At 40.3% G+C, this 20,305-nt stretch carries 18 protein-coding genes and 2 tRNA genes; 9 read left to right on the top strand and 11 right to left on the bottom strand.

What is annotated here, in order from left to right:
* Positions 1-429, top strand: a complete 429-nt coding sequence (locus VOI46_RS10045; protein WP_126007538.1) for a VOC family protein — start codon at positions 1-3, stop codon at positions 427-429.
* On the opposite strand, the gene VOI46_RS10040 is transcribed toward VOI46_RS10045, so the two are convergent.
* On the bottom strand, positions 426-1,421 hold the full coding sequence (locus tag VOI46_RS10040) for a two-component system response regulator (RefSeq protein WP_004589188.1): 996 nt from the start codon (positions 1,419-1,421) through the stop codon (positions 426-428). The two genes, VOI46_RS10045 and VOI46_RS10040, sit on opposite strands and share 4 nt — an antisense overlap.
* A 9-nt stretch (positions 1,422-1,430) precedes the next feature.
* Positions 1,431-4,763, bottom strand: a complete 3,333-nt coding sequence (locus VOI46_RS10035) for an MHYT domain-containing protein (RefSeq protein WP_004589189.1) — start codon at positions 4,761-4,763, stop codon at positions 1,431-1,433.
* A 309-nt stretch (positions 4,764-5,072) separates the two neighbouring features.
* Here VOI46_RS10035 and VOI46_RS10030 point away from each other — a divergent pair, with 309 nt between their 5' ends.
* Positions 5,073-5,723 (top strand): SprT family zinc-dependent metalloprotease, encoded by a 651-nt coding sequence (locus tag VOI46_RS10030; protein WP_004589190.1) that lies wholly within the window; start codon positions 5,073-5,075, stop codon positions 5,721-5,723.
* Positions 5,724-5,786: 63 nt separating this feature from the next.
* Here VOI46_RS10030 and VOI46_RS10025 read toward each other — a convergent pair.
* Both VOI46_RS10025 and VOI46_RS10020 read right to left on the bottom strand, forming a co-directional pair.
* Positions 5,787-5,871, bottom strand: a tRNA-Tyr gene (locus VOI46_RS10025).
* Between the two features lie 48 nt (positions 5,872-5,919).
* Positions 5,920-6,004, bottom strand: a tRNA-Tyr gene (locus VOI46_RS10020).
* Positions 6,005-6,116: 112 nt separating this feature from the next.
* Here VOI46_RS10020 and VOI46_RS10015 point away from each other — a divergent pair.
* Together VOI46_RS10015 and VOI46_RS10010 are read left to right on the top strand one after the other, a co-directional pair.
* Positions 6,117-6,644, top strand: a complete 528-nt coding sequence (locus tag VOI46_RS10015) for a VC2046/SO_2500 family protein (RefSeq protein ID WP_004589191.1) — start codon at positions 6,117-6,119, stop codon at positions 6,642-6,644.
* 190 nt (positions 6,645-6,834) lie between these two features.
* Positions 6,835-7,137, top strand: a complete 303-nt coding sequence (locus tag VOI46_RS10010) for a DUF6172 family protein (protein WP_004589192.1) — start codon at positions 6,835-6,837, stop codon at positions 7,135-7,137.
* A gap of 129 nt (positions 7,138-7,266) precedes the next feature.
* Here VOI46_RS10010 and VOI46_RS10005 read toward each other — a convergent pair whose 3' ends face one another.
* The 3 genes from VOI46_RS10005 to VOI46_RS09995 all read right to left on the bottom strand — a co-directional run bounded on the left by VOI46_RS10005 (position 7,267) and on the right by VOI46_RS09995 (position 8,961).
* Positions 7,267-7,746, bottom strand: coding sequence for a YchJ family metal-binding protein (locus VOI46_RS10005; RefSeq protein ID WP_004589193.1), 480 nt, complete (start codon positions 7,744-7,746; stop codon positions 7,267-7,269).
* 42 nt (positions 7,747-7,788) lie between these two features.
* The gene (locus tag VOI46_RS10000) at positions 7,789-8,223 is read right to left on the bottom strand and encodes a SulA-like leucine-rich domain-containing protein (RefSeq protein WP_004589194.1); all 435 of its coding nucleotides are present in this window, start codon (positions 8,221-8,223) and stop codon (positions 7,789-7,791) included.
* A 282-nt stretch (positions 8,224-8,505) separates the two neighbouring features.
* Complete coding sequence (locus VOI46_RS09995) at positions 8,506-8,961, bottom strand: sel1 repeat family protein (RefSeq protein ID WP_004589399.1); 456 nt, start codon at positions 8,959-8,961, stop codon at positions 8,506-8,508.
* Positions 8,962-9,078: 117 nt separating this feature from the next.
* Here VOI46_RS09995 and VOI46_RS09990 point away from each other — a divergent pair, with 117 nt between their 5' ends.
* Positions 9,079-10,371 carry an NCS2 family permease gene (locus VOI46_RS09990; protein ID WP_004589400.1) on the top strand — a complete coding sequence of 431 codons (1,293 nt, stop codon included), beginning with the start codon at positions 9,079-9,081 and terminating at the stop codon, positions 10,369-10,371.
* 250 nt (positions 10,372-10,621) lie between these two features.
* Here VOI46_RS09990 and VOI46_RS09985 read toward each other — a convergent pair whose 3' ends face one another.
* Positions 10,622-11,380, bottom strand: coding sequence for a hypothetical protein (locus tag VOI46_RS09985; RefSeq protein WP_024032356.1), 759 nt, complete (start codon positions 11,378-11,380; stop codon positions 10,622-10,624).
* A 293-nt stretch (positions 11,381-11,673) separates the two neighbouring features.
* On the opposite strand from VOI46_RS09985, the gene cysB reads away from it, so the two are divergent.
* Positions 11,674-12,651, top strand: coding sequence for an HTH-type transcriptional regulator CysB (gene cysB, locus VOI46_RS09980; protein WP_024032357.1), 978 nt, complete (start codon positions 11,674-11,676; stop codon positions 12,649-12,651).
* Positions 12,652-12,722: 71 nt separating this feature from the next.
* Here the strand turns inward: cysB and VOI46_RS09975 are convergent, their stop codons facing one another.
* The 3 genes from VOI46_RS09975 to pabB form a co-directional block, all read right to left on the bottom strand.
* Positions 12,723-14,099 (bottom strand): L-serine ammonia-lyase, encoded by a 1,377-nt coding sequence (locus VOI46_RS09975; protein WP_282337921.1) that lies wholly within the window; start codon positions 14,097-14,099, stop codon positions 12,723-12,725.
* Positions 14,100-14,201: 102 nt separating this feature from the next.
* Positions 14,202-14,777: a CoA pyrophosphatase gene (locus tag VOI46_RS09970; protein WP_282337920.1), complete on the bottom strand. Its 576-nt coding sequence runs from the start codon at positions 14,775-14,777 to the stop codon at positions 14,202-14,204.
* Between the two features lie 6 nt (positions 14,778-14,783).
* Positions 14,784-16,130 carry an aminodeoxychorismate synthase component I gene (gene pabB, locus VOI46_RS09965; RefSeq protein ID WP_282337919.1) on the bottom strand — a complete coding sequence of 449 codons (1,347 nt, stop codon included), beginning with the start codon at positions 16,128-16,130 and terminating at the stop codon, positions 14,784-14,786.
* Positions 16,131-16,299: 169 nt separating this feature from the next.
* Between pabB and VOI46_RS09960 the strand changes: the two genes are divergently transcribed.
* The 3 genes from VOI46_RS09960 (at position 16,300) to VOI46_RS09950 (ending at position 20,111) form a co-directional block, all read left to right on the top strand.
* Complete coding sequence (locus VOI46_RS09960) at positions 16,300-17,826, top strand: fumarate hydratase (protein WP_324737993.1); 1,527 nt, start codon at positions 16,300-16,302, stop codon at positions 17,824-17,826.
* 450 nt (positions 17,827-18,276) lie between these two features.
* Complete coding sequence (locus VOI46_RS09955) at positions 18,277-19,317, top strand: Glu/Leu/Phe/Val dehydrogenase (protein ID WP_024033350.1); 1,041 nt, start codon at positions 18,277-18,279, stop codon at positions 19,315-19,317.
* A gap of 155 nt (positions 19,318-19,472) precedes the next feature.
* Positions 19,473-20,111: a CatA-like O-acetyltransferase gene (locus tag VOI46_RS09950; protein ID WP_324738257.1), complete on the top strand. Its 639-nt coding sequence runs from the start codon at positions 19,473-19,475 to the stop codon at positions 20,109-20,111.
* The last annotated feature ends 194 nt before the right edge of the window (positions 20,112-20,305 follow it).

Raw genomic sequence — 20,305 nt, 5'->3', positions numbered from 1 at the left:
ATGAGCGCGCCTTTATTATCGGGCATTGATCATTGCCACCTTAATGTTGAAAACATCCAAGAAGCGCTAAAGTGGTACAAGCAGGTACTAGGCTTTAGCGTAGTTGAAGAGCTTGCCTTTTGGGATGAAAATGGCAAGGGGCCACTCACACTTGAAGATAGCGCAAAAACAACGCGTTTAGCGTTATTTGAAGGACAAGGGCGAAGCAAAGGTATTGCGTTTGCAGCAACCGGTGCACAGTTTATTGGTTGGGTTGATTATTTAAATGGCTTAAACATAAAAACTGTACTGGCCGATCACAGTGTAACGTTTTCGCTTTATTTTAAAGATAACAGTGGAAATAGCCACGAAATAACCTCTCATGACTACCCGCACATAAAAGCGGTATATGGTGATGTAAAACAAGGCTCACGCACGCGCAATACTTAGTGTTGCTCTTGGTGAGCGCTTTTAATTGCGATTATAGCATCTAGCTTATTTACAAATAAATTGATGAGGTGGGGGTCAAAGTGTTTACCCGCTTGTGCTTGCATATTCTCAAGCGCCTCTTCTACACCCCAAGCCTCTTTATACGGGCGTTTTGAGGTAAGGGCATCAAATACATCTGCAATAGCCACAATACGTCCTTCAACCGATATTTGTTCGCCTTTTAAACCATTAGGGTAGCCACTGCCATCCCACTTTTCGTGGTGCTCTATAGCCAGTTTATGGGCAAGTTGTAATAGCGGTGATGAGGAATTTGCTAAAATTTGTGCGCCAATAGCCGCATGCTGTTTCATGTGGTCAAATTCGTCAGGGGTTAATCGCCCAGGCTTTAATAAAATAGCATCCGGAATACCTATTTTACCTACATCGTGCATGGGGGCTGCTTGGCGAAGTAGCTCTGCTTGTTGCTCACCCATGCCAAATTCTAATGCTAATAATTTACTGTATTGGCTCATCCTAGCAATGTGCTCGCCAGTGTCTGTGTCTTTGTACTCTGCAGCGCGGCCTAACCGATGTACTAAATCAACATGGGCTTGCTTTAATTGCTCGGCTTGTACGAGCGATAAATGCGTTTTAACACGTGCGCGCACAATCGCGGGGCTAATAGGTTTAGTAATGTAATCAACAGCGCCAAGTTCAAAGCCTTTAAACTCATCGCTTTCATCACCCAAAGCCGTTACAAAAATAATTGGGATATGCGAAAGCGCGGGTGTGCTTTTAAGTATTTCGCAGACCTCAAAGCCATTCATATCGGGCATCATGATATCGAGTAATATAAGTTTAGGCTGTTCTTTTTCCAGTAGCGCAAGTGCTGCAGCGCCCGATTTAGCAAAAGACATACGGTATTGATTACCTAATACTTCTCGCATGACTTTTAAGTTAGCAGGTTCATCGTCAACGATTAATATACGAGGTTTGTCGTTGCTAAAATCCATTCAATATTCTCATTCTTGGGTAAACTCTTTAATTAGACCGTCTAGCACGTGTTGCGCCTGATCAAAGTCAAATTCATCAAATGCGTTTACAACCTCATTTATTTGAGTTTGTAAGTGTGCAGGGGCGTTATTTTCAAGCTGCGCAAGCAAATCATCGTTGAGCTCGGCGCTTTGCGCTTCATGGTGCAGCGTTTCACACAGTGACTTTAATTCAGCCGCGCTTAGCGTGTTTTTTTGCTCAGTATTTTCACTCTCAGCAGGCGTTATTTGTGCGCATTCATCGCCTGATATTAATTGCGTTATTGTCTCTAACTCGTCTTTTATTTGTGTTACTAACGCTTTAGATTGCTCAGAAGTTTGCTCGCGCTCTAAATTGGCTAATAAAGTCATTAATGTTGTTAGGCCTAAATTACCAGCGACCCCTTTAAGGGTATGTATCAGGCTATTGGCGTTTTTAATCTCAGATAACTTACTGTTAAATAAAATATCAAATCGTTTATTGCTGTCATTTATAAATTTGGCAATTTCGGTTAACTGCTTGCATTTATTACCCCAAAGCATCACACCTTTTTCAAAGTCGATGTGTTTAGCTTCAGGGTCTGATTGGCTAATAACCATATCTTTAGCAATACCTAAGCCAAGCACCTGAGCAATTTCTTGGTTAAGCTGATTTATATCTATCGGCTTATTAGCAAAGCCGTTCATGCCAGCACGTTTAGCTGTGAGTTTATCTTGTTGTAGGACGCTTGCCGTTAACGCAATAATGGGGGTAAATTTAAGCTGCCTTTGCTTTTCTATGGCTCTAATTTTTGTGGTTGCTTCTATGCCATCACACTCAGGCATATGAATATCCATTAAGATGACATCAAAATCTTGTTTCTCGAATATTGCAATAGCCTCTAAACCGTTGCTTGCTTTGCTTACCAAATGTTGATCTTTAGAAAGTAATAACGAAAGCAGCTCGGTGTTTTGCTCAATATCATCCACCACAAGTACCCTTAGCGATGGTAATTGAGTGTGCAGGCCATCGAAATGGTCTATTTTTTCTGCATCGCCTTGTTTAAGCGGTAAAGAGAAGTAAAAGCAGCTACCTTTGTTTTCTTCACTGACTAGGTTTATAGTGCCGCCCATTAGCTCTACTAATTGTTTACTAATGGTTGTTCCAAGGCCTGTACCGCCAAAGCGACGAGTAGTGGTGCCATCGGCCTGAACAAACGGCTGAAATATAGCTTTAACACGGTCTTTGGCAATACCTATGCCGGTATCTTGCACTTCAAAAAAGAGCTGATCAGTTTGCGTAGTACTTACAGTTAGCTCAACCGAACCTTGCTCGGTAAATTTAATGGCGTTACCGATGAGGTTAGTTAAAATTTGCCTTAACCTATCTGGGTCGCCATAGTAAGTTGTGGCAACAGAATCTTTAATGTTCAACTTTAAACGCAAGTCTTTCTTTTTTGCTTCAAGCCAAAATGTCGAAATAATGCTATCGAGTACTTGTTTTAAACTAAAGTGAACGGGTTCAATAGTTAGCTTTCCGCGCTCAAGTTTTGCGGTATCAAGCACTTCGTTAAGTAACCTTAATAATGAACGCGCCGCATTATTAACTGTAACCAAGTGCTTTTGCTGTTCTTGGTTTAGCGGAGTGTCCATCAGTAGGTCGCTAAAACCGATAATAGAATTCATCGGCGTGCGGATCTCATGGCTCATATTAGCCATAAAAGATTGCTTAGCGTGCGCTGCTTCTTCAGCTTGCAATTTTGCCTGCTCAAGTTTGTCTTCGTATTCTTTTTGTTCTGTAATATCAACCAATACCCCATCTATCCACTGCGGGTTATTATCTTTATCACAGGTAATACTGCCTTTATCTAATACCCAGGCAACTTTGCCGTTACGGTGGCGAATACGATACTCTACCGAGTACTTTAAACTTGAGGTCATGGCTTGCGCTACGGCTTCGTTTACCGTTGGCTGATCTGTTTTTAAAATAAGGTCGTTAAGTTCAATGCAGCTTTCTGTGAACTCTTCTGGCGTGTACCCTGTTAGCTCAGCCACTGTTGGGCTGATAAATAACATGCTCCAGTTTTCGTCGTACTTACAGCGAAAAGCAGCGCCAGGCATATTATCCATTAAAGAGCGGTACTTTTGCTCTTTTTCAATAAGACTTTGCTGCATAGCGCGTTGTTCGGTTAAATCGGTGATAAAGCCAACATATAACGGCATATGGCCTGGCTGATTAACTTCCCCTATACCTAAGCGAATAGGAAAAAGGTGGCCATCTTTGTGTTTGGCAGACACATCCCTATTTATACCAATTACTTTTCCTAGATCTACATTTTTGGCGTGAGACAAATAGCCATCATGGTGGCGAGCGATTTCATCGGCCATCAGCATTTTTACATTATGACCTTGGACTTCGTTTTCTCGCCAACCAAAAATTTTGCTGGCAGCTTCGTTAAAGCTCAAAATAATGCCGGTGTGATCTATAGTCACAATGCCATCAATAGCAGTGCCTAAAATAGCATTTAGTCGAGATTCATCCGCCGATTTTTCCTCAAGCAGTAAGCGGTATCTAACCATGCCATTTATAACTGCAATGACACAGGTTATAGCAACGGTCGCGGTAGCTACGGCAATAGCCACAAAAGCAAGCTCAGTGGTTGACTCTTGATAATCGGGTAAAAGCGGAGAGGTTGCAACAAAGCGGGTAGCGGCCATACCCATATAGTGCATGCCTGCCACCGCTGAGCCTAAAATAACAGCGGTAATGGCGCGCGCTTGCAGTTGTGATAAATTAGGTAGCAAACGCGTTAAATGATAACGCGTAAAAAGTGCTATAAACGATAAACCAACAGCGACCACAATTGATAAAGCAAATATGATTGCATCGTAACGTAGTAACGGGGCCAGCTCCATTGCTGCCATACCGCTGTAGTGCATTGTACCAATGCCTGAGCCTAGTAAAATAGAGCAAATAATAAGGTTTTTATATGACCCTTGCGATTTTACTAAAATCGAAAAAGCATACTGACATGAAATAAACGCCGGTAAAAAAGACAACATGGTAATGAGTGGATCATAGCTAATGTTTGTGCATAACGAAAAGGCCAGCATACCTATAAAATGCATGCTCCAAATACCGGCCGATAAAACCGTGGCACCGGTTACATTAGCTAAGCGTTTATAGCTTTCGAATTGCGTTTGCTTTGCTACATCAACCAACCAGATCGTAAAAAAGGCAGCAAAAATAGCGGTAATGACCGATAAACTAACCAGTATAGGGTTATATGCACCGTTGATAATGAGGCGCGGATCGTGGTCGGTTATAAAAAATGCAGACAGCATAGTGGCTCAAATTAGTATCTTTATTGAACTAGTTTAATAGATTTATTTTATAAATAAACTGTTAATCTAATAATTTATATTATAAATCAGCGAGGTTACTTTTTAGCATTAAAGTATTAACATGCGTAGCGTACTTTATTAATAAGACGTGATTTTGCGTAAATAAAAATAATAATAAACACTGAGCCCATTTATTTATCGCAAAATAACTGCATTGATTAAATAAGGCTTTATAATACGCTTTTATTTATATTTAGAGCATACACCTTGTTTGAGTATCAGCTAAAACGCAGTGCAAGGCGTAAAACAGTGGCAATAAAAGTTAGCCAAAAATTAGTTACTGTTTATGCGCCTACACACGTGCCAAAACTACAAATAGAACAATGGCTGTTTAGTAAAAAAGAGTGGGTAACTGCGCAATTGCATAAACAACTTAACGCCATTGATACTCAACAACACCCGTTTAAAAACCAGCAAATAATGGTTTTTGCTAAGCCATATACCATTACTTTTGCAAAAGGGACACGCTCGCATGTTCAGCAATCCGATAGCGTATTTACTATTTATACTTCTAATCGAGTAAAAAAACAGCCTGAAAAACGCAAGCAGTTACTTTGCCTTGCCCTTGAAGAAATGCTAACAAACTACATTGAAATGCGTTTAGCTTATTATTGCCAACAGATGTCAGAAGCATTACCGACTAAATTGACGATTGGAAGTTATAAACGTAAGTGGGGGAGTTGTAATTCTCGGCGAGAGCTAACCTTTAGCCTTAACCTTGTTGGGGCGCCTCATCATATAATTGATTATGTTATTGTGCACGAATTGGCTCATTTAAAGTATTTGAACCACAGCAGCGCTTTTTGGAAGCGCGTAGCTAATTTTTATCCCGATTATAAATCTGCATCAGCATGGCTTAAAAACCACGGGGCAACATTACAGTGGGTATTTGATAATTAGTCTAAAAATGAAGTTTTAAATAGTAATGAAAAAGATATAGAAAAGGATACTGAAGATAAGAAGTGGTGGAGGGAGCTGGATTCGAACCAGCGAAGGCTGAGCCGTCAGATTTACAGTCTGATCCCTTTGGCCGCTCGGGAACCCCTCCACACTATTTTGTTACATTTGGCCCCACTTAACTTAGCGGTAAGAAAAGTGGTGGAGGGAGCTGGATTCGAACCAGCGAAGGCTGAGCCGTCAGATTTACAGTCTGATCCCTTTGGCCGCTCGGGAACCCCTCCAATGCAACGGCGCTGATAATAGCAAACTGCGTATTTAAGTAAAGAAAAAAGCTAAAGAAATTTGAAATAAAGCCGATAAATATCTACCAGTTATCATAATCGGCTAAAGACTATGCAAATCGATGATTTGTTAATCACAGAGAGTCAACTAAAGACCAGGCTAAATAAAAGTGTGCATGAAAATCGCAGAGGCGAATTCTCACTTTTATTAGCGATGCTATCGCACGATGCGCTGGATTTTAGTCAATTTCACTTGCCAAAAAGTGAAACGCATAGTGCTTATGTAGACGAAGAACAGTTAAGGGAGCGCTTTGGTGCTGGACCAAAGCAATTATTAGCTCCCGAAAAATTTGATATGACCATAGGGCAAGAGCACGCGTCGATGATTGTTCAACAAGGCGAGCAAGCAGGTATGAAAGCAATAAAATTAAGCCACTGCTTAAACCCTGAGCCACTAGCGATTAGAGATGACAAGTTACATATTCCTTTAACAGTAATCGATAATTGTGAACTATCAGTACGCAGGCGCTTAAATGACACGCACACCGCGCTTGCAAGCCCACAAATGGACGCCGCAGCATTTTATGACGATTTAACTAATGAGGCTATACATAAGCCATTGCTTGTTGCTAACGCATAAAAATAATTTAACACTTGTGCGTTTTAAAAGCCTAAAACACCTTCTATTTAATAACCGGTTATGCAATAAAATAGAACAATTCTTTTTTTGTTTAAAAAAAGCATCCACAAATTAAATGCAATTGCTATAATGGCTGCAAATGGTATGACTTGAGTGCCATTATCATTAAATCAAGGTAATTAGGAACGTAATGAAGAAAACATTCACGCTAAATCATGAGAAAATCAAATACCCTCGTATGGTTGATGCTGCAAAGCATGAAGTGAAAAAATATTTGAAAAGAGAGCGCAATAAAACGCTACCTGTTGAAGCTGATTACTGGGCGTTTGACTGTAAGTTTGGCACAAGTGCCGATGATGCCGAAGTCGTTCACGTAGCTGAAATTAACAACAAGATCAGCGAAATCGAAAAGCAGGCGCTTACTTCATTCTATGTTGAGATTTTAGCTAGACCTGCGCAGCGTGAATCGTTCGATCTAGATGATGATGAATAACCAATAGCAATATTGTAGAAAATGGACCTAGATGGTCCATTTTTTGTTTATGGCAGTTATTAACATGTTTAGTGGTATAGAGTAGCACTTAAATAAAAAGCTATTTTTATGCTAAGTGTTTAGCATTTTTTATACACTGTGACACTTTTTATATTTTTTACCGCTTGCACATGGGCAGAGGTCGTTTCTGGCAACTTTTATATCGGCGACCGGATTAATAATACCCTCTAAATAACGCCATTCACCGTCCTCTTTTATAAAGTCTGATTTCTCATCCAACTCACAATATAAGTTTTGGTAAAAATAATACGCGTTAAAGGCAACATAACCTCGCTCATCACTTTGCTGCGTATCGCGCACAACTAATTTTACAAAGCGGCAGCTATTGGCAAAGTCAGCAATTTCATTTACTGGGTTTTGTGCTTGTTTTTCTTTGGCGTAAGTTTTAAATACATAAGATGCATTTTTTAATGCATAAGCACTAAAGCGCGAACGCATTAGTTGCTCAGGTGTTGCTGGGGTTTTTATATCAAGATGATAAGGCTGGCAACAGTCACCATAATTAAGCTGACTGTTGCATAAGCAAGCGCTAGTACTGGTTACACTCATAAAATACTAATTAACATAAATTAAAAATGTATTTTACCAAGCTTATTGAGTAAGTGATATTGCTGTAGTGCTGGTTTTTTTAGTAAAGCAAAATAGCTTAGCGCTTCTTTTGTCTAAATTAAGCGATAAATTAATAAGCTGCTGCTCACTTACTATATCTGTCCACGTGATTATGGCTGCAAAGTTACCATTATGAAGTGCTGAATTAAGCACATACTCTAAATTTACTAAATGCTTTTGTCTTATTACAAGCAGTTTGCTGGTATCTATAGAGCAGCTATCTAACAAGGCTTTACTAGGCACATGGTCGGGCGCAATCAGTAAGGTCCACGCGTTAGAGCTATTGTATTGGTGCAACACTTTTAGCATCTCAAACGTAGCAGAAATTTCATCTTCTACTTTTATTAAGTTTACCGACTCACTTTCATCATGTTGTTGGTAGCTTTTAACGGTTCTTACGGTAATTGGCTGTAGCATAGGTCTCACTCACTGGGTTTATATACAGTACATGTATACAGTAGTTTATACAGTTGTTGTGTGCAAGCGTTTTTTGTTATTTTTTATACAGTTAATGGTTTTAAAAAATAAATAATAAAATAACACTTTAAAAACAGTGGGTTATAATTTAAGCCGTGTAAGTGAAAGCTGAGGGTGTTTGCAGTACTGTATAAAGTGTAGCAGTGTTATACAGTACTTAAGGGATGGCTATACAGTTATTTTAGTGTGTTTTACAGTGCTTAGCTGTTAGCTATACAGTAGTTAGTCATTTTTTGGAATTAAGTGGGCAAACTGAATTTGGTGGATTTGCTCATACAAACTGGCTGCATAGCATTGAGCGTCTTTAAGACGTTTGGTGTCGATATATTTTCTTAAATCATCTAAAGCAGCGGTTGCCGGTTCATAGCCTTGGCTGCTGGCTAAACTTAACCATGCTGCTGCGTGAAATACGCTTTTTGGTACGCCTTGGCCTTTGACAAAAAATAACCCTAAATAAAACTGGGCGCGATGATTTCCGGCCATTGCGGCAAGGCGCATCCACTTAGCTGCCAACGGTGCTTGGTTATGCTTTAAATAATACAGGGCTTTGTTAAGTGTTGTTTGCTCACTTACATCACTCTTGTTTTCAGCGCTGTGGTTTGTAGGCTGTGTTACAAAATCTAAAATATTGTTTAATTGCTGCTCTAAGTCTTGTCCGCTAGGCTGAGTCTTATTCATATATTTTCTTTTTTATAGTTTCTACGCCAACAGTTTAGTATATCGCAAGGTAAAATGTCCTGTTTATACTTAATTTTATGGTAAAATCACGTCACTTTTTACTATCACAAGTCTATTATGCTCGAAGCTCTATTTAAACTCCGCGAAAATAACTCCAATGTGCGACGCGAAAGCATTGCTGGAATCACTACTTTCATTACTATGGTTTACATTGTATTTGTAAACCCTGCAATGCTTGCGGAAGCAGGCATGGATCAAGGTGCTGCATTTGTTGCTACCTGTATTGCGGCTGCTATTGGCTGTTTTATTATGGGATTGTGGGCTAATTACCCTTTAGCACTTGCGCCGGGCATGGGTTTAAACGCATTTTTTACTTACGGTGTTGTACTGGGCATGGGTTATAGCTGGCAAGCTGCATTAGGTGCGGTATTTATGTCTGGTTGTATATTTTTAATATTAAGTTTGTTTAAGGTCAGAGAGTGGATAATTAATGCTATTCCTTTGGTTTTAAAGCAGGCTATTGCCACTGGTATTGGTGCGTTTTTAGCGTTAATTGCGCTTAAAAATGCAGGCATTATTGTTTCAAGCCCAGCTACATTAGTACAGCTTGGCGATATTACTTCGGCAGGTCCTTTATTAGCTATTTTAAGCTTTTTTGTCATTGCTGCTTTGCTTTATCGTGATATAAAAAGCGGCGTACTTATTAGCATTTTGCTAGTAACGGGCATTGCGTTAAGCCTCGACTTAGTTGAGTACCACGGCGTAATGTCAATGCCACCGTCTATTTTACCTACCTTCATGCAACTTGATTTTGCAGCGGCCTTTGAGCTTTCTATGCTGAGTGTAATCTTTGCGTTTTTGTTTGTTGATTTATTTGATACATCAGGCACGTTAGTTGCGGTAACTCAAAAAGCAGGCTTAGCCGATGAAAAAGGCAATATGCCACGTTTAGGGCGTGCTTTAAGTGCCGATAGTACAGCTACTATTGCGGGTGCAATGTTAGGTACTTCTACCACTACTTCTTATATTGAGTCTGTAGCCGGTGTATCGGTTGGTGGGCGTACTGGCTTAACAGCTGTTGTTGTGGGTATATGCTTTTTACTAATGATGTTTTTTGCGCCGCTTGCGCAAATGGTGCCGGCTTATGCAACAGCGGGTGCTATTTTATACGTTGCGGTATTAATGCTGCAAAACCTTAAGTTTGTAAACTGGGATGACATGAGCGATGCAATTCCGGTAAGTGTGGTACTACTTATGACGCCGCTTACATTCTCTATTGCGCATGGTATTGCTCTTGGTTTTATATCGTACACTGCGGTTAAAGTACTGTGTGGTAAACGCGATCAGGTTAGTATTAGCGTGTGGATTTTAACAGCGTTATTTATTATCAAGTTTGCATTTCTATCGTAATAGTTAATACCCATTCTTTTAGTTAGAGTTTTAGCTTGAGGGTGGGTAAACATTTATTATTTAGTGGCTATCGCTCATTGCCACTGCATTGTTATACCTTGCGTATCTATGTTGTGGTAAATGAGCGTTTATAACGTAGTTAGCGCTAGGTAGTGCCTCAAAATACGTTAGTATTTACCCATTGGTAAAAGCTTAACAGATACAAAAAAGCCCATACATTATATATGGGCTTTCTTTTGGGTATTTAAAATTACCATTTCTTTTTAGGTGCAAATAGTACGTCTAAGTCATCTTGCTCTGCTTCTGCTTTTTTCTTCAAGGCAGTGGCATTTGATGCTTTTAGTTCGGTGCTTATTTCTTCTAAATAGGCTTCAACTTCTTGGCGTTTTGCGTTTACGTATTCATCAGAATAGGTAACGGCACTAAGTGTGGCATAGGCTTTTTCAAAATATTGCCTAGCAGAGCCCACCATGCTCGCTGAACGAGCAGATAAACCGCGTTTAATTTGGCTTTCTATGTTGATTCTAAGTTGTAACTTTTCTAGGCGCTTATCTTCTGCTGCAAATACTTGGCTATCTACACGGCCTTTACTGTGCTCAGAGCGCATAATAACTCTAAGCTTTTTTATGCCCTGAATTAACGAGACTAACTGCTTATCGTTACTTGGTAACGATAAATTGTCGCTGCTATTACCTTGTACTGCACCACTTAGCTTTTCTTTAGCTTCGTTCATTCTGCTTTTTAATGCTTTAGAATTTGGTGAATGGTTCACCATAGCGTTTAGTGCTTCGTAACATCTACGTTGTAAAACGCGTATAATGTTTTCAGAAAGCGGTATATTAGCGCTATTCATAAGTGCTTCTTCGGTTTCTTCAATTATCGCTTTTTGTTTTGTTAATTCTTTGCGACGTTCAATTTCTTGCTTTTCTTTATGCTGCTGTACAGCGCTTACCCACAGTGCAATCACTATTAGTGCCACTATAAGCACAATTATAATCGAAACGATCATGGCTTAATTCTCGGATTCATAATCTATTTTTTTATATTACATCAAATATATGCTTTGAGGGTAGCTTTGCGCTGATTAACTAAAAAATATGTTAAAAATTAGATATAAGAATAATGTATTATAAGTTGAACCTGAATAAACATCGCTATCTGCAGCGGGTTTATTATGCTAGCCTTAATGCTTAAATAATGAAAATATACGTGCTTACTTTGCCAAGTTTTAACTAAATTAAACTTGGTTTTGCTTAGTATTACCATCATATAAGCTTAATAATAACGTTAAAAACTGCAACCATGAAATTACAACAACTTAGATACATCGTAGAAGTTCAAAACCATAAGCTAAACGTATCAGCAACTGCTGAGAGTTTATTTACCTCACAGCCTGGTATATCTAAACAAGTGCGTATGCTTGAAGATGAGCTAGGTGTACAAATTTTTGGCCGCAGTGGTAAGCATTTAACGCATGTTACAGGTGCCGGCGAAGAAATAATTAACATTTCTCGCGAAATTTTATCTAAAGTCGAAGGTATAAAAGCGGTTGCTAATGAGCACACGCTGCCTGATCAGGGTAAACTAAATATAGCCACTACACACACGCAAGCTCGTTATGCTTTGCCAAGTGTTATTCAGGGCTTTATGAAAAAATACCCAGCTGTTTCGCTGCATATGCATCAAGGTACACCACAACAGATTTCTGATGCGGCAGCGCGCGGTGACGCAGACTTTGCCATTGCAACTGAAGCACTTCATTTATACTCAGATTTAGTTATGCTGCCTTGCTATCATTGGAACCGCAGCATTGTGGTGGCAAAAGATCATCCTCTAGCACAAAAGGCCGACAATTTAACCGTTGCTGATATAGCGCAGTATCCGCTTATTACGTATGTATTTGGGTTTACTGGGCGCTCTGAGCTTGATAAAGCATTTAACGCGCACGGCCTTGAGCCGCACATTGTGTTTACTGCAACCGATGCCGATGTAATTAAAACTTATGTAAGGTTAGGGCTAGGTGTAGGTGTAGTTGCCTCAATGGCCGTTGATCAATTAAGTGACACAGATTTAGTGTGTATTGATGCCAGCCATTTATTTGAAGCTAGTACAACTAAAATTGGCTTTAGAAAGGGCAGTTTTTTACGTACTTATATGTATGACTTTATTGAGCGTTTTGCCCCGCATTTAACTAAAGAGCGAGTAGAGCGAGCAAGCTTATTACGTAATCAAGAAGATGTTGATGCGTTATTTGCCGACATAGAACTGCCAGTAAAATAGTAAGACTTTAATTATATAAATACTAAAAAACCGCGTATTGCTAAAATACGCGGTTTTTTGTTTTTATACGCTTAACATTCAATAATGTTTACCGCTAATCCACCGCGTGCGGTTTCTTTATATTTGGTTTTCATGTCGTTACCGGTATCGAGCATGGTTTTAATCACTTTATCAAGCGACACCTTTTGCTCGCCACTGCCACGTATTGCTAGGCGAGAGGCATTAATTGCTTTAATGGCGCCCATGGCATTGCGTTCAATACACGGTACTTGTACCAATCCGCCTACAGGGTCGCAGGTTAGGCCTAAATTATGCTCCATGCCTATTTCGGCGGCGTTTTCAACATGTACTACATTACCACCAACAATTTCGGTGAGTGCGCCAGCTGCCATTGAACAGGCAACACCTACTTCACCTTGGCAGCCTACTTCTGCGCCCGAAATAGAGGCATTTTTTTTGTATAAAATACCAATCGCCGCTGCGGTTAATAAATAGCGTGTGGCTATCTCGCGGTCCACTTCTTTAATAAATGTGTGGTAGTACATTAAAACGGCCGGCAATATACCCGCAGCACCATTTGTTGGCGCCGTGACTACGCGCCCACCCGCGGCATTTTCTTCATTTACAGCTAAGGCAAATAAATCCACCCAATCCATTGCTCTGAGTGGGTCATTACTCACTTCTACATTTAGCTTTAAATACAAACTAGGTGCACGGCGTTTAACTTTTAAACCACCTGGTAAAATTCCCTCGGTGCGCATGCCACGTTCAATACAGGCTTTCATTACTTGCCAAATATTAAACAACTCGTCTTTAATATCGTCTTCTTTGCGCAGCGTTTTTTCGTTATGCATCATTAAAGTAGATACACTAAAGCCGGATTCTTTACACAGCTCTAGTAAATCTTTTGCACTTTCGAACGGGTAAGGAGCAGGGTTTTGTTCGCGTATATCAAGGGCTGCTTGTTTTTCGTTTTCAAATTCTTCATCGGTAACAATAAAGCCGCCGCCAATAGAGTAGTACACTTTGCTATATACTTTTTCGCCATTATTTGAGGCAATAATTTCCATGGCATTAGAGTGCTTAGGTAAGGTTTTACGACGATGAAAAACAATAGCCCCTTGCTTAGGAAAGTTCGCTTTATGGGTTTGGTTGAGGTATATCACTTGCTCTTTTTCAATGGTGGCAAGGATATCGTCAACTAAATCGGCATCTATTGTTTCTGGGTCGTAGCCGGCAAGCCCTAATATAACGGCTTTACCAGAGCCATGGCCTACGCCGGTTTGACCCAGTGAGCCATAAAGCTCTACCTTTATATCGGTAACAGAGGTTAAAAGTTGTTGCTCTTGTAGGTCATTAACAAATAAGCGCGAGGCACGCATTGGGCCAACGGTATGTGACGACGATGGGCCAATACCAATGCTAAACATATCAAATGCACTGATCATACTATGGGTCTCTACTTTATTTACTCAGCCCGAAAGCTGTTCTTTGAACGGTCGAGTATCATAACGTTAATTCTATATTATGTAACTATTTGGCCGTAAGTTTTACACTGGTAGGGCAAGCTGTTTTGTAAAGTTTTTTATAATGCTAGCCGTTGCTCCCCACAGTAATCCGTGCGGTGTACTAAACCCTTGCAAGGTGATGGTTTTGCCAAAACGTTGAAAAGGAATGGGCTGCCAATTGGCCTCGTTTGAAAGCTGGGTAAGCGACAGTAAAAAGCTAGCTTGCACTTCATTATAATCGTTCTCCCATACTGTGTGTTCACCAAGTAAACCCACAAATGGGCTAATGCTAAAGCCAGTTAGGGTAGAGTATTGTGGCAGCTGCCCGAGCACTTTAACATTACTTGGCGCTATATTAAGCTCTTCGTGTAGTTCTCGAAGCGCTGTGGTGCGCAGGTGCTTATCGCTTTGCTCAAATTTACCGCCGGGTAAACAAATTTCCCCAGGGTGATGATGTAAATAAGTAGGGCGTTTGCACAATAAAATATGCGCCTGGTTATCAACATCAATAATAGGCAGCATAACCGCACTGGCACGCTTTTTACGGGTATCTTTTATTTGATTTGGCGCGGCAGTAGGGCTTAGCTGAAACCGCGCCATAATATGTTCACTATTCAAAGCGTTCTACTGTTTTAATAAAGGAAGTATTTTATTCACTTTATCGTATGTTTCTTGGTATTCCAATTCGACTTTAGAATCAGCGACAATACCACCACCGGCCCAGCAATAAATGTGTTCGTTATGACAAACCAATGTACGGATTGTAATACTGGTGTCCATATTACCGCAGGCGCTTAAATACCCTATAGAGCCACAGTAAATACTACGCCTATGAGGCTCTAGCTCTTCAATTATCTCCATAGCTCTAATCTTAGGCGCGCCAGTGATTGACCCTCCGGGGAATGCTGCTTCAAGTTGATCAACACACGTTTTGCTCTCATCCAGTTCTGCCGTTACGGTACTCACTAAGTGATGCACTGCCGGAAAGCTCTCAATAGCAAAAAGTGAGGGCACCTTTACAGAGCCAGGTTTTGCAACCTTACCTAAATCGTTACGCAGTAAATCAACAATCATTACGTTTTCTGCGCGGTCTTTGGTTGAGTTTTCAAGGGCTCTGGCTTGCTGTTGGTCGGCGATTGCATCTGCCATGCGTGGCAAAGTGCCTTTGATAGGTTTTGTTTCAACTATATTGTCGTGAACTGCAATAAAGCGCTCTGGCGATATTGATAAAATGGCGCCACGTGGGTGATTAATAAAGCTAGAAAATGGCGCTTTATTAGCCTCACGCAATACTTTGTAGGCTTGGAAAGGGTCGCCTTTAAAACCGGCACTAAAGCGCTGTGCTAGGTTGATTTGATAGCAATCACCACTTTTTAAATAATCTTGTATTTGCGCAAATTTATCAGCGTATTCATGTTCACTCATATTTGAGCGCCAATCGCTGGTTAGCGAAAACTGTGCAGGCGCTACATCGTTTGCTAAAAATTGCTGGTAAAGCGCTAAACGGTTCACGTTAGGCTGAGAAACGTAAAACCAGCTTTGCTGGTGTTTATCAAATATCAGCGCATCTAAATAAAGGCCAATGGCCATTTGTGGCATTGTTATATCGTGTTTTGCCGTGCGTGGCATGTGCTCAATAATACGCCCTAAATCGTAACCAAAATAACCAAGCCAGCCGCCGTTAAAAGGCAGGTTATTAGCGGCTTTTTGCGGGCTAAGTTTACTTAGTTCTTCGTTCATTATTGTAAAGGGGCTACGCGAGTCAAGCTGCTGATTAAATACGCTTTGATTATTGTTTACTTCTAAAATAGCGTGAGGCTCTATCGCAATAATATCAAAGCGACTATTTATGTGCTCGCTATTGGCTGAGTCTAGTAATACGGCATAGGGTAAATGCGCAAAATGCGCGAAAACATCAATGCAGTTTTGTGTTATGGTTAATTTTACACAATTTTTTTCATTGTTTAGCATTTACTGCCCCTTTAAGAACTGGCTCGAAACGGGCTGGGAGGGTATCATAAGTCAAATTTTTTTGGCAGCGTTTAGTATCAAATCTACGTTGTAATTAAAACAGTGCAAACCACCGTCACCGGTTTGGTATAGATTACGCTTAAGCGTAACGCTAACTTAAGGAACCACTATGAGTACAATCCGTCAGCAAGACTTTATTGATAGCATTGAAGATGCGTTGCAATATATCTCTTTTTATCATCCTCTTGATTTTGTTCAAGCGCTAGAAAAAGCCTACAACAAAGAACAAAGCAAGGCTGCAAAAGATGCAATCGCGCAAATTTTAATTAACTCGCGTATGTCGGCTGAAGGCAAGCGTCCATTGTGTCAAGACACGGGTATTATTACCTGTTTTGTAAAAGTAGGGATGGATGTTAAGTGGGATAAAACAGATTTAACCGTACAACAAATGGTTGATGAAGGCACACGTCGCGCATATTTAAATCCAGATAATCCACTACGCGCTTCTATTGTAGCTGACCCTGCTGGCACACGTAAAAACACTAAAGATAATACCCCTTCAGTTGTACACATTGATTTAGTGGCGGGCGGCGAAGTAGAAGTAATGGTTGCAGCGAAAGGCGGCGGCTCAGAGAACAAAAGTAAAATGGTTATGCTAAACCCATCTGACGATGTAGCTGCATGGGTAGAAAAAACGCTACCAACAATGGGCGCTGGTTGGTGCCCGCCAGGCATGCTAGGTATAGGCATTGGTGGAACCGCCGAAAAAGCAGCGGTAATGGCAAAAGAGTCGTTAATGGACCCGGTTGATATTCATGAGCTTATGGAGCGCGGTGCAGAAACAACGGAAGAAAAACTGCGTTTAGAAATTTTTGAACGTGCTAACAAGCTAGGTATTGGCGCGCAAGGTTTAGGTGGTTTAACAACGGTTGTTGATATTAAAGTAAAAACAGCGCCTACGCATGCGGCATCAAAACCTGTTGTGATGATCCCTAACTGTGCAGCTACGCGCCACGTACACTTTACACTAGACGGCTCAGGCCCTGCAGATTTAAAAGCGCCTAAGCTAGAAGACTGGCCAGAAGTGACATTTGAAGTAGGTGAAGGAACTCGCCGTGTTAATTTAGATACGTTAACTAAAGAAGACACCCGCGAGTGGAAAATGGGAGAAACTGTTTTACTCTCAGGCACTATTTTAACCGGCCGTGATGCTGCTCATAAACGCTTACAAGATATGATCAATTCAGGTGAAGGTTTACCTGAGGGCGTTGATTTTAATAATAAGTTTATTTATTACGTTGGTCCAGTTGATGCTGTAGGTGATGAAGCTGTAGGCCCTGCAGGCCCTACAACCGCAACACGTATGGATAAATTTACCGATATGATGCTAGAAAAAACCGGCATTGTAGGCATGATAGGCAAAGCTGAGCGTGGTCCTGCTACAGTTGAGTCGATTAAAGAGCATAAATCGGTTTATTTAATGGCTGTAGGTGGTGCGGCATACTTAGTATCTAAAGCAATTAAAAAAGCACGCGTGGTTGCCTTTGAAGATTTAGGTATGGAAGCAATCTACGAATTTGAAGTAGAAGATATGCCAGTTACGGTTGCTGTAGACAGCGAAGGTGCTAACGCACACACGCAAGGCCCTGCAATTTGGAAAGCTAAAATTGAAGAGCTAGACGGTAAGCTTAAATAAAGGTTTATGTAATTTAATAAAAAAGCGAGCTTAGGCTCGCTTTTTTTGTGTTTGTTTTATGAAATATTAAAAAAGCGCAAATTGCCCCTTCAAATAAACACCTCAGACCAGTTACAGTAAATCTGCTTTTTTCTTCATAAACCTATACACTGTGCGCCTTTGCTGGGAGGGGAGCTGTGTAATACAAGGTTTACACTTAGCATTACCTTTACGTTTACGTAAATGTGGGGGCGCTTTTTAACGGTGTAGTTAGCTTTAAATTTAATTTATATGCTTTTTGTTGAATTTTATATCCATATTTTATTGCTATTTAGATTTATTAATTCACAAGGCTCGCTTTTTACGGGTTTAACTTCTCATTATGTGGCACCCTTAAAAATGAAGTGGTAAAGTTTCTTCAATTTCCAGCGCTCATCCCTCTCACGGGTAAACTATTTTGGAGTAATTACAGTGGCTGTGTTTAATCAAGCTGAATTTGATAACCACGAACAAGTGGTTTTTTGTTCTGACGAAGCGTCAGGTTTAAAAGCAATTATTGCCGTACATAATACTAACCTTGGCCCTGCTGTTGGGGGTTGTAGAATGTGGGACTATGCCAACGATGAAGATGCCGTTTACGATGTTTTACGTCTCTCAAAAGGGATGACCTATAAAAATGCGGTTGCTCGCCTACCGTTTGGTGGTGGTAAATCAGTTATTATTGGCAATGCAAAAGAGATTAAATCAGAGCAGTTATTTCGAGCTTTTGGTCGTCAATTAGAGCGATTAAATGGCCGTTACTATTCTGCCGAAGATGTAAACATTACATGTGATGACGTTGCTTTAATGAATAAAGAAACAAATTATGTGCTGGGCTTGGAAGGAAAAAGCGGTAACCCGTCACCTTTTACAGCTTACGGTACGTTTTTAGGAATTAAAGCGGCATTACAGCACCAACGCGGACATCAAGATTTTGCGGGCATTAAAGTGGCTGTACAAGGTTTAGGTGCAGTCGCCTATGGTTTATGTAAGCATTTAGCCCAAGCTGGTGCAAAATTATTTGTAACAGATATCAATCAAGATGCTGTAGAGCGCGTAGTAAATGACTTTGGTGCTACGGCGGTGGGTATTGATGAAATTTACGACCTTGATGTTGATGTATACGCACCTTGTGCATTAGGTGCCACCATTAATGATGAAACCATTGCACGTATTAAGGCAACCATTATTGCTGGGTGTGCTAATAATCAGCTAGCGCAGTCTCGTCACGGTGAAGTACTTCGTGAAAAAGGTATTTTGTATGCACCCGATTACGTTATTAACGCTGGTGGCATTATTAATGTGTATTACGAAACTGCGCCACAAGGCTACAGTGAGGCGGCGTCTAATAAACATGTCGAAGGTATTTTTGATACCTTAACCGAAATATTCACCCGTAGTGAAAAAGAGCAAAAATCAACGCACTTGATTGCCGATGAGTTAGCGCAAGAGATAATTCAAAACGGCCTGTAAATTTACCCCGTTTATTTAAACTAAGGCGTACAGTGGTACGCCTTTTTTGTTTATACTCTGTGGCGTGGTAATTTTTGTGGCCAAGACCCTCAAGGCAATGCGGCCTAATCGTTAACGACAAGCTTATGGATATTATGACTGATACAAACGCCTTAATGGAGCCCATCGACCTTGTTACATGGCCTCGCCAACAACACTTTGAATTATTTAAAAACTTTACTCAGCCATATTTTAATGTGTGCGTAACACTTAACGCCAAGCCTTTATTTGAATATTGTAAACAAAATAAATTGTCTTTTTTTCAAGCATATGTGCATGCCACATTAAAAGCCTGCCACGCTTATAACCCGATTATGCTAAGAATTATAAATGAATGCCCATGGCGCTTAAAGCAAGTAAGAGCCAGTGTGGTCGAGCTTGCTAGTGATGATTCGTTTATATTTAGTTACTTTAATTATTCGCCTTGCCTTGAAGAATTTGCTCAGCACGCCACAGCTATAAGCGCCAATGCTAAATCTCAACCGTTATTTTCTCAGGCGTTTAATCAAACCGAAGGGCAGGCCGATTTGATACATATATCGGTTTTACCTTGGCTGAACTTTAGTAGTTTTTCGCATGCCTTTGGTGAAGGGAAAAGCTTAGGTATTCCTAAATTTGTGTTTGGTCAATACGATAAAACCACGGGCCTAATGCCGTTTTCGATTGATGTGCATCATTCGCTAATGGACGGTTTACACGTCGCAGCGTTTATAAACGTATTACAAAACAATATTGACGACTTTTGTAAAGATTAATTGAATTTAGTTAATGCAATGTATTTATTTGCTATGGTAGTATTTTTAGTTAGATAGGCGATATAAGTTAATTTGTAACGATTAGCTGATACGTTTACGACATTAAGTTTTAGCGACTTATTTAAGGTGCTTTTTAGCACGTATTATTAGTTGTTTACGCTATTGTTTAGTTTTAAATATCCGCTTTTAGCGCT

Source organism: Pseudoalteromonas sp. CuT4-3 (assembly GCF_035666335.1).
Lineage (GTDB): Bacteria > Pseudomonadota > Gammaproteobacteria > Enterobacterales > Alteromonadaceae > Pseudoalteromonas > Pseudoalteromonas atlantica.
The sequence above is the reverse complement of the archived record's forward strand: the minus strand, read 5'-3'. Positions and strand labels throughout refer to the sequence as shown.

Bases quoted from the DNA above. Each gene is read 5' to 3' on its own strand.
- VOI46_RS10045 (WP_126007538.1), top strand. From the start codon at position 1: ATGAGCGCGCCTTTATTATCGGGCATTGATCATTGCCACCTTAATGTT.
- VOI46_RS10040 (WP_004589188.1), bottom strand. From the start codon at position 1,421: ATGGATTTTAGCAACGACAAACCTCGTATATTAATCGTTGACGATGAA.
- VOI46_RS10035 (WP_004589189.1), bottom strand. From the start codon at position 4,763: ATGCTGTCTGCATTTTTTATAACCGACCACGATCCGCGCCTCATTATC.
- VOI46_RS10015 (WP_004589191.1), top strand. From the start codon at position 6,117: ATGCAAATCGATGATTTGTTAATCACAGAGAGTCAACTAAAGACCAGG.
- VOI46_RS10010 (WP_004589192.1), top strand. From the start codon at position 6,835: ATGAAGAAAACATTCACGCTAAATCATGAGAAAATCAAATACCCTCGT.
- VOI46_RS10005 (WP_004589193.1), bottom strand. From the start codon at position 7,746: ATGAGTGTAACCAGTACTAGCGCTTGCTTATGCAACAGTCAGCTTAAT.
- VOI46_RS10000 (WP_004589194.1), bottom strand. From the start codon at position 8,223: ATGCTACAGCCAATTACCGTAAGAACCGTTAAAAGCTACCAACAACAT.
- VOI46_RS09995 (WP_004589399.1), bottom strand. From the start codon at position 8,961: ATGAATAAGACTCAGCCTAGCGGACAAGACTTAGAGCAGCAATTAAAC.
- VOI46_RS09990 (WP_004589400.1), top strand. From the start codon at position 9,079: ATGCTCGAAGCTCTATTTAAACTCCGCGAAAATAACTCCAATGTGCGA.
- VOI46_RS09985 (WP_024032356.1), bottom strand. From the start codon at position 11,380: ATGATCGTTTCGATTATAATTGTGCTTATAGTGGCACTAATAGTGATT.
- cysB (WP_024032357.1), top strand. From the start codon at position 11,674: ATGAAATTACAACAACTTAGATACATCGTAGAAGTTCAAAACCATAAG.
- VOI46_RS09975 (WP_282337921.1), bottom strand. From the start codon at position 14,099: ATGATCAGTGCATTTGATATGTTTAGCATTGGTATTGGCCCATCGTCG.
- pabB (WP_282337919.1), bottom strand. From the start codon at position 16,130: ATGCTAAACAATGAAAAAAATTGTGTAAAATTAACCATAACACAAAAC.
- VOI46_RS09960 (WP_324737993.1), top strand. From the start codon at position 16,300: ATGAGTACAATCCGTCAGCAAGACTTTATTGATAGCATTGAAGATGCG.
- VOI46_RS09950 (WP_324738257.1), top strand. From the start codon at position 19,473: ATGGAGCCCATCGACCTTGTTACATGGCCTCGCCAACAACACTTTGAA.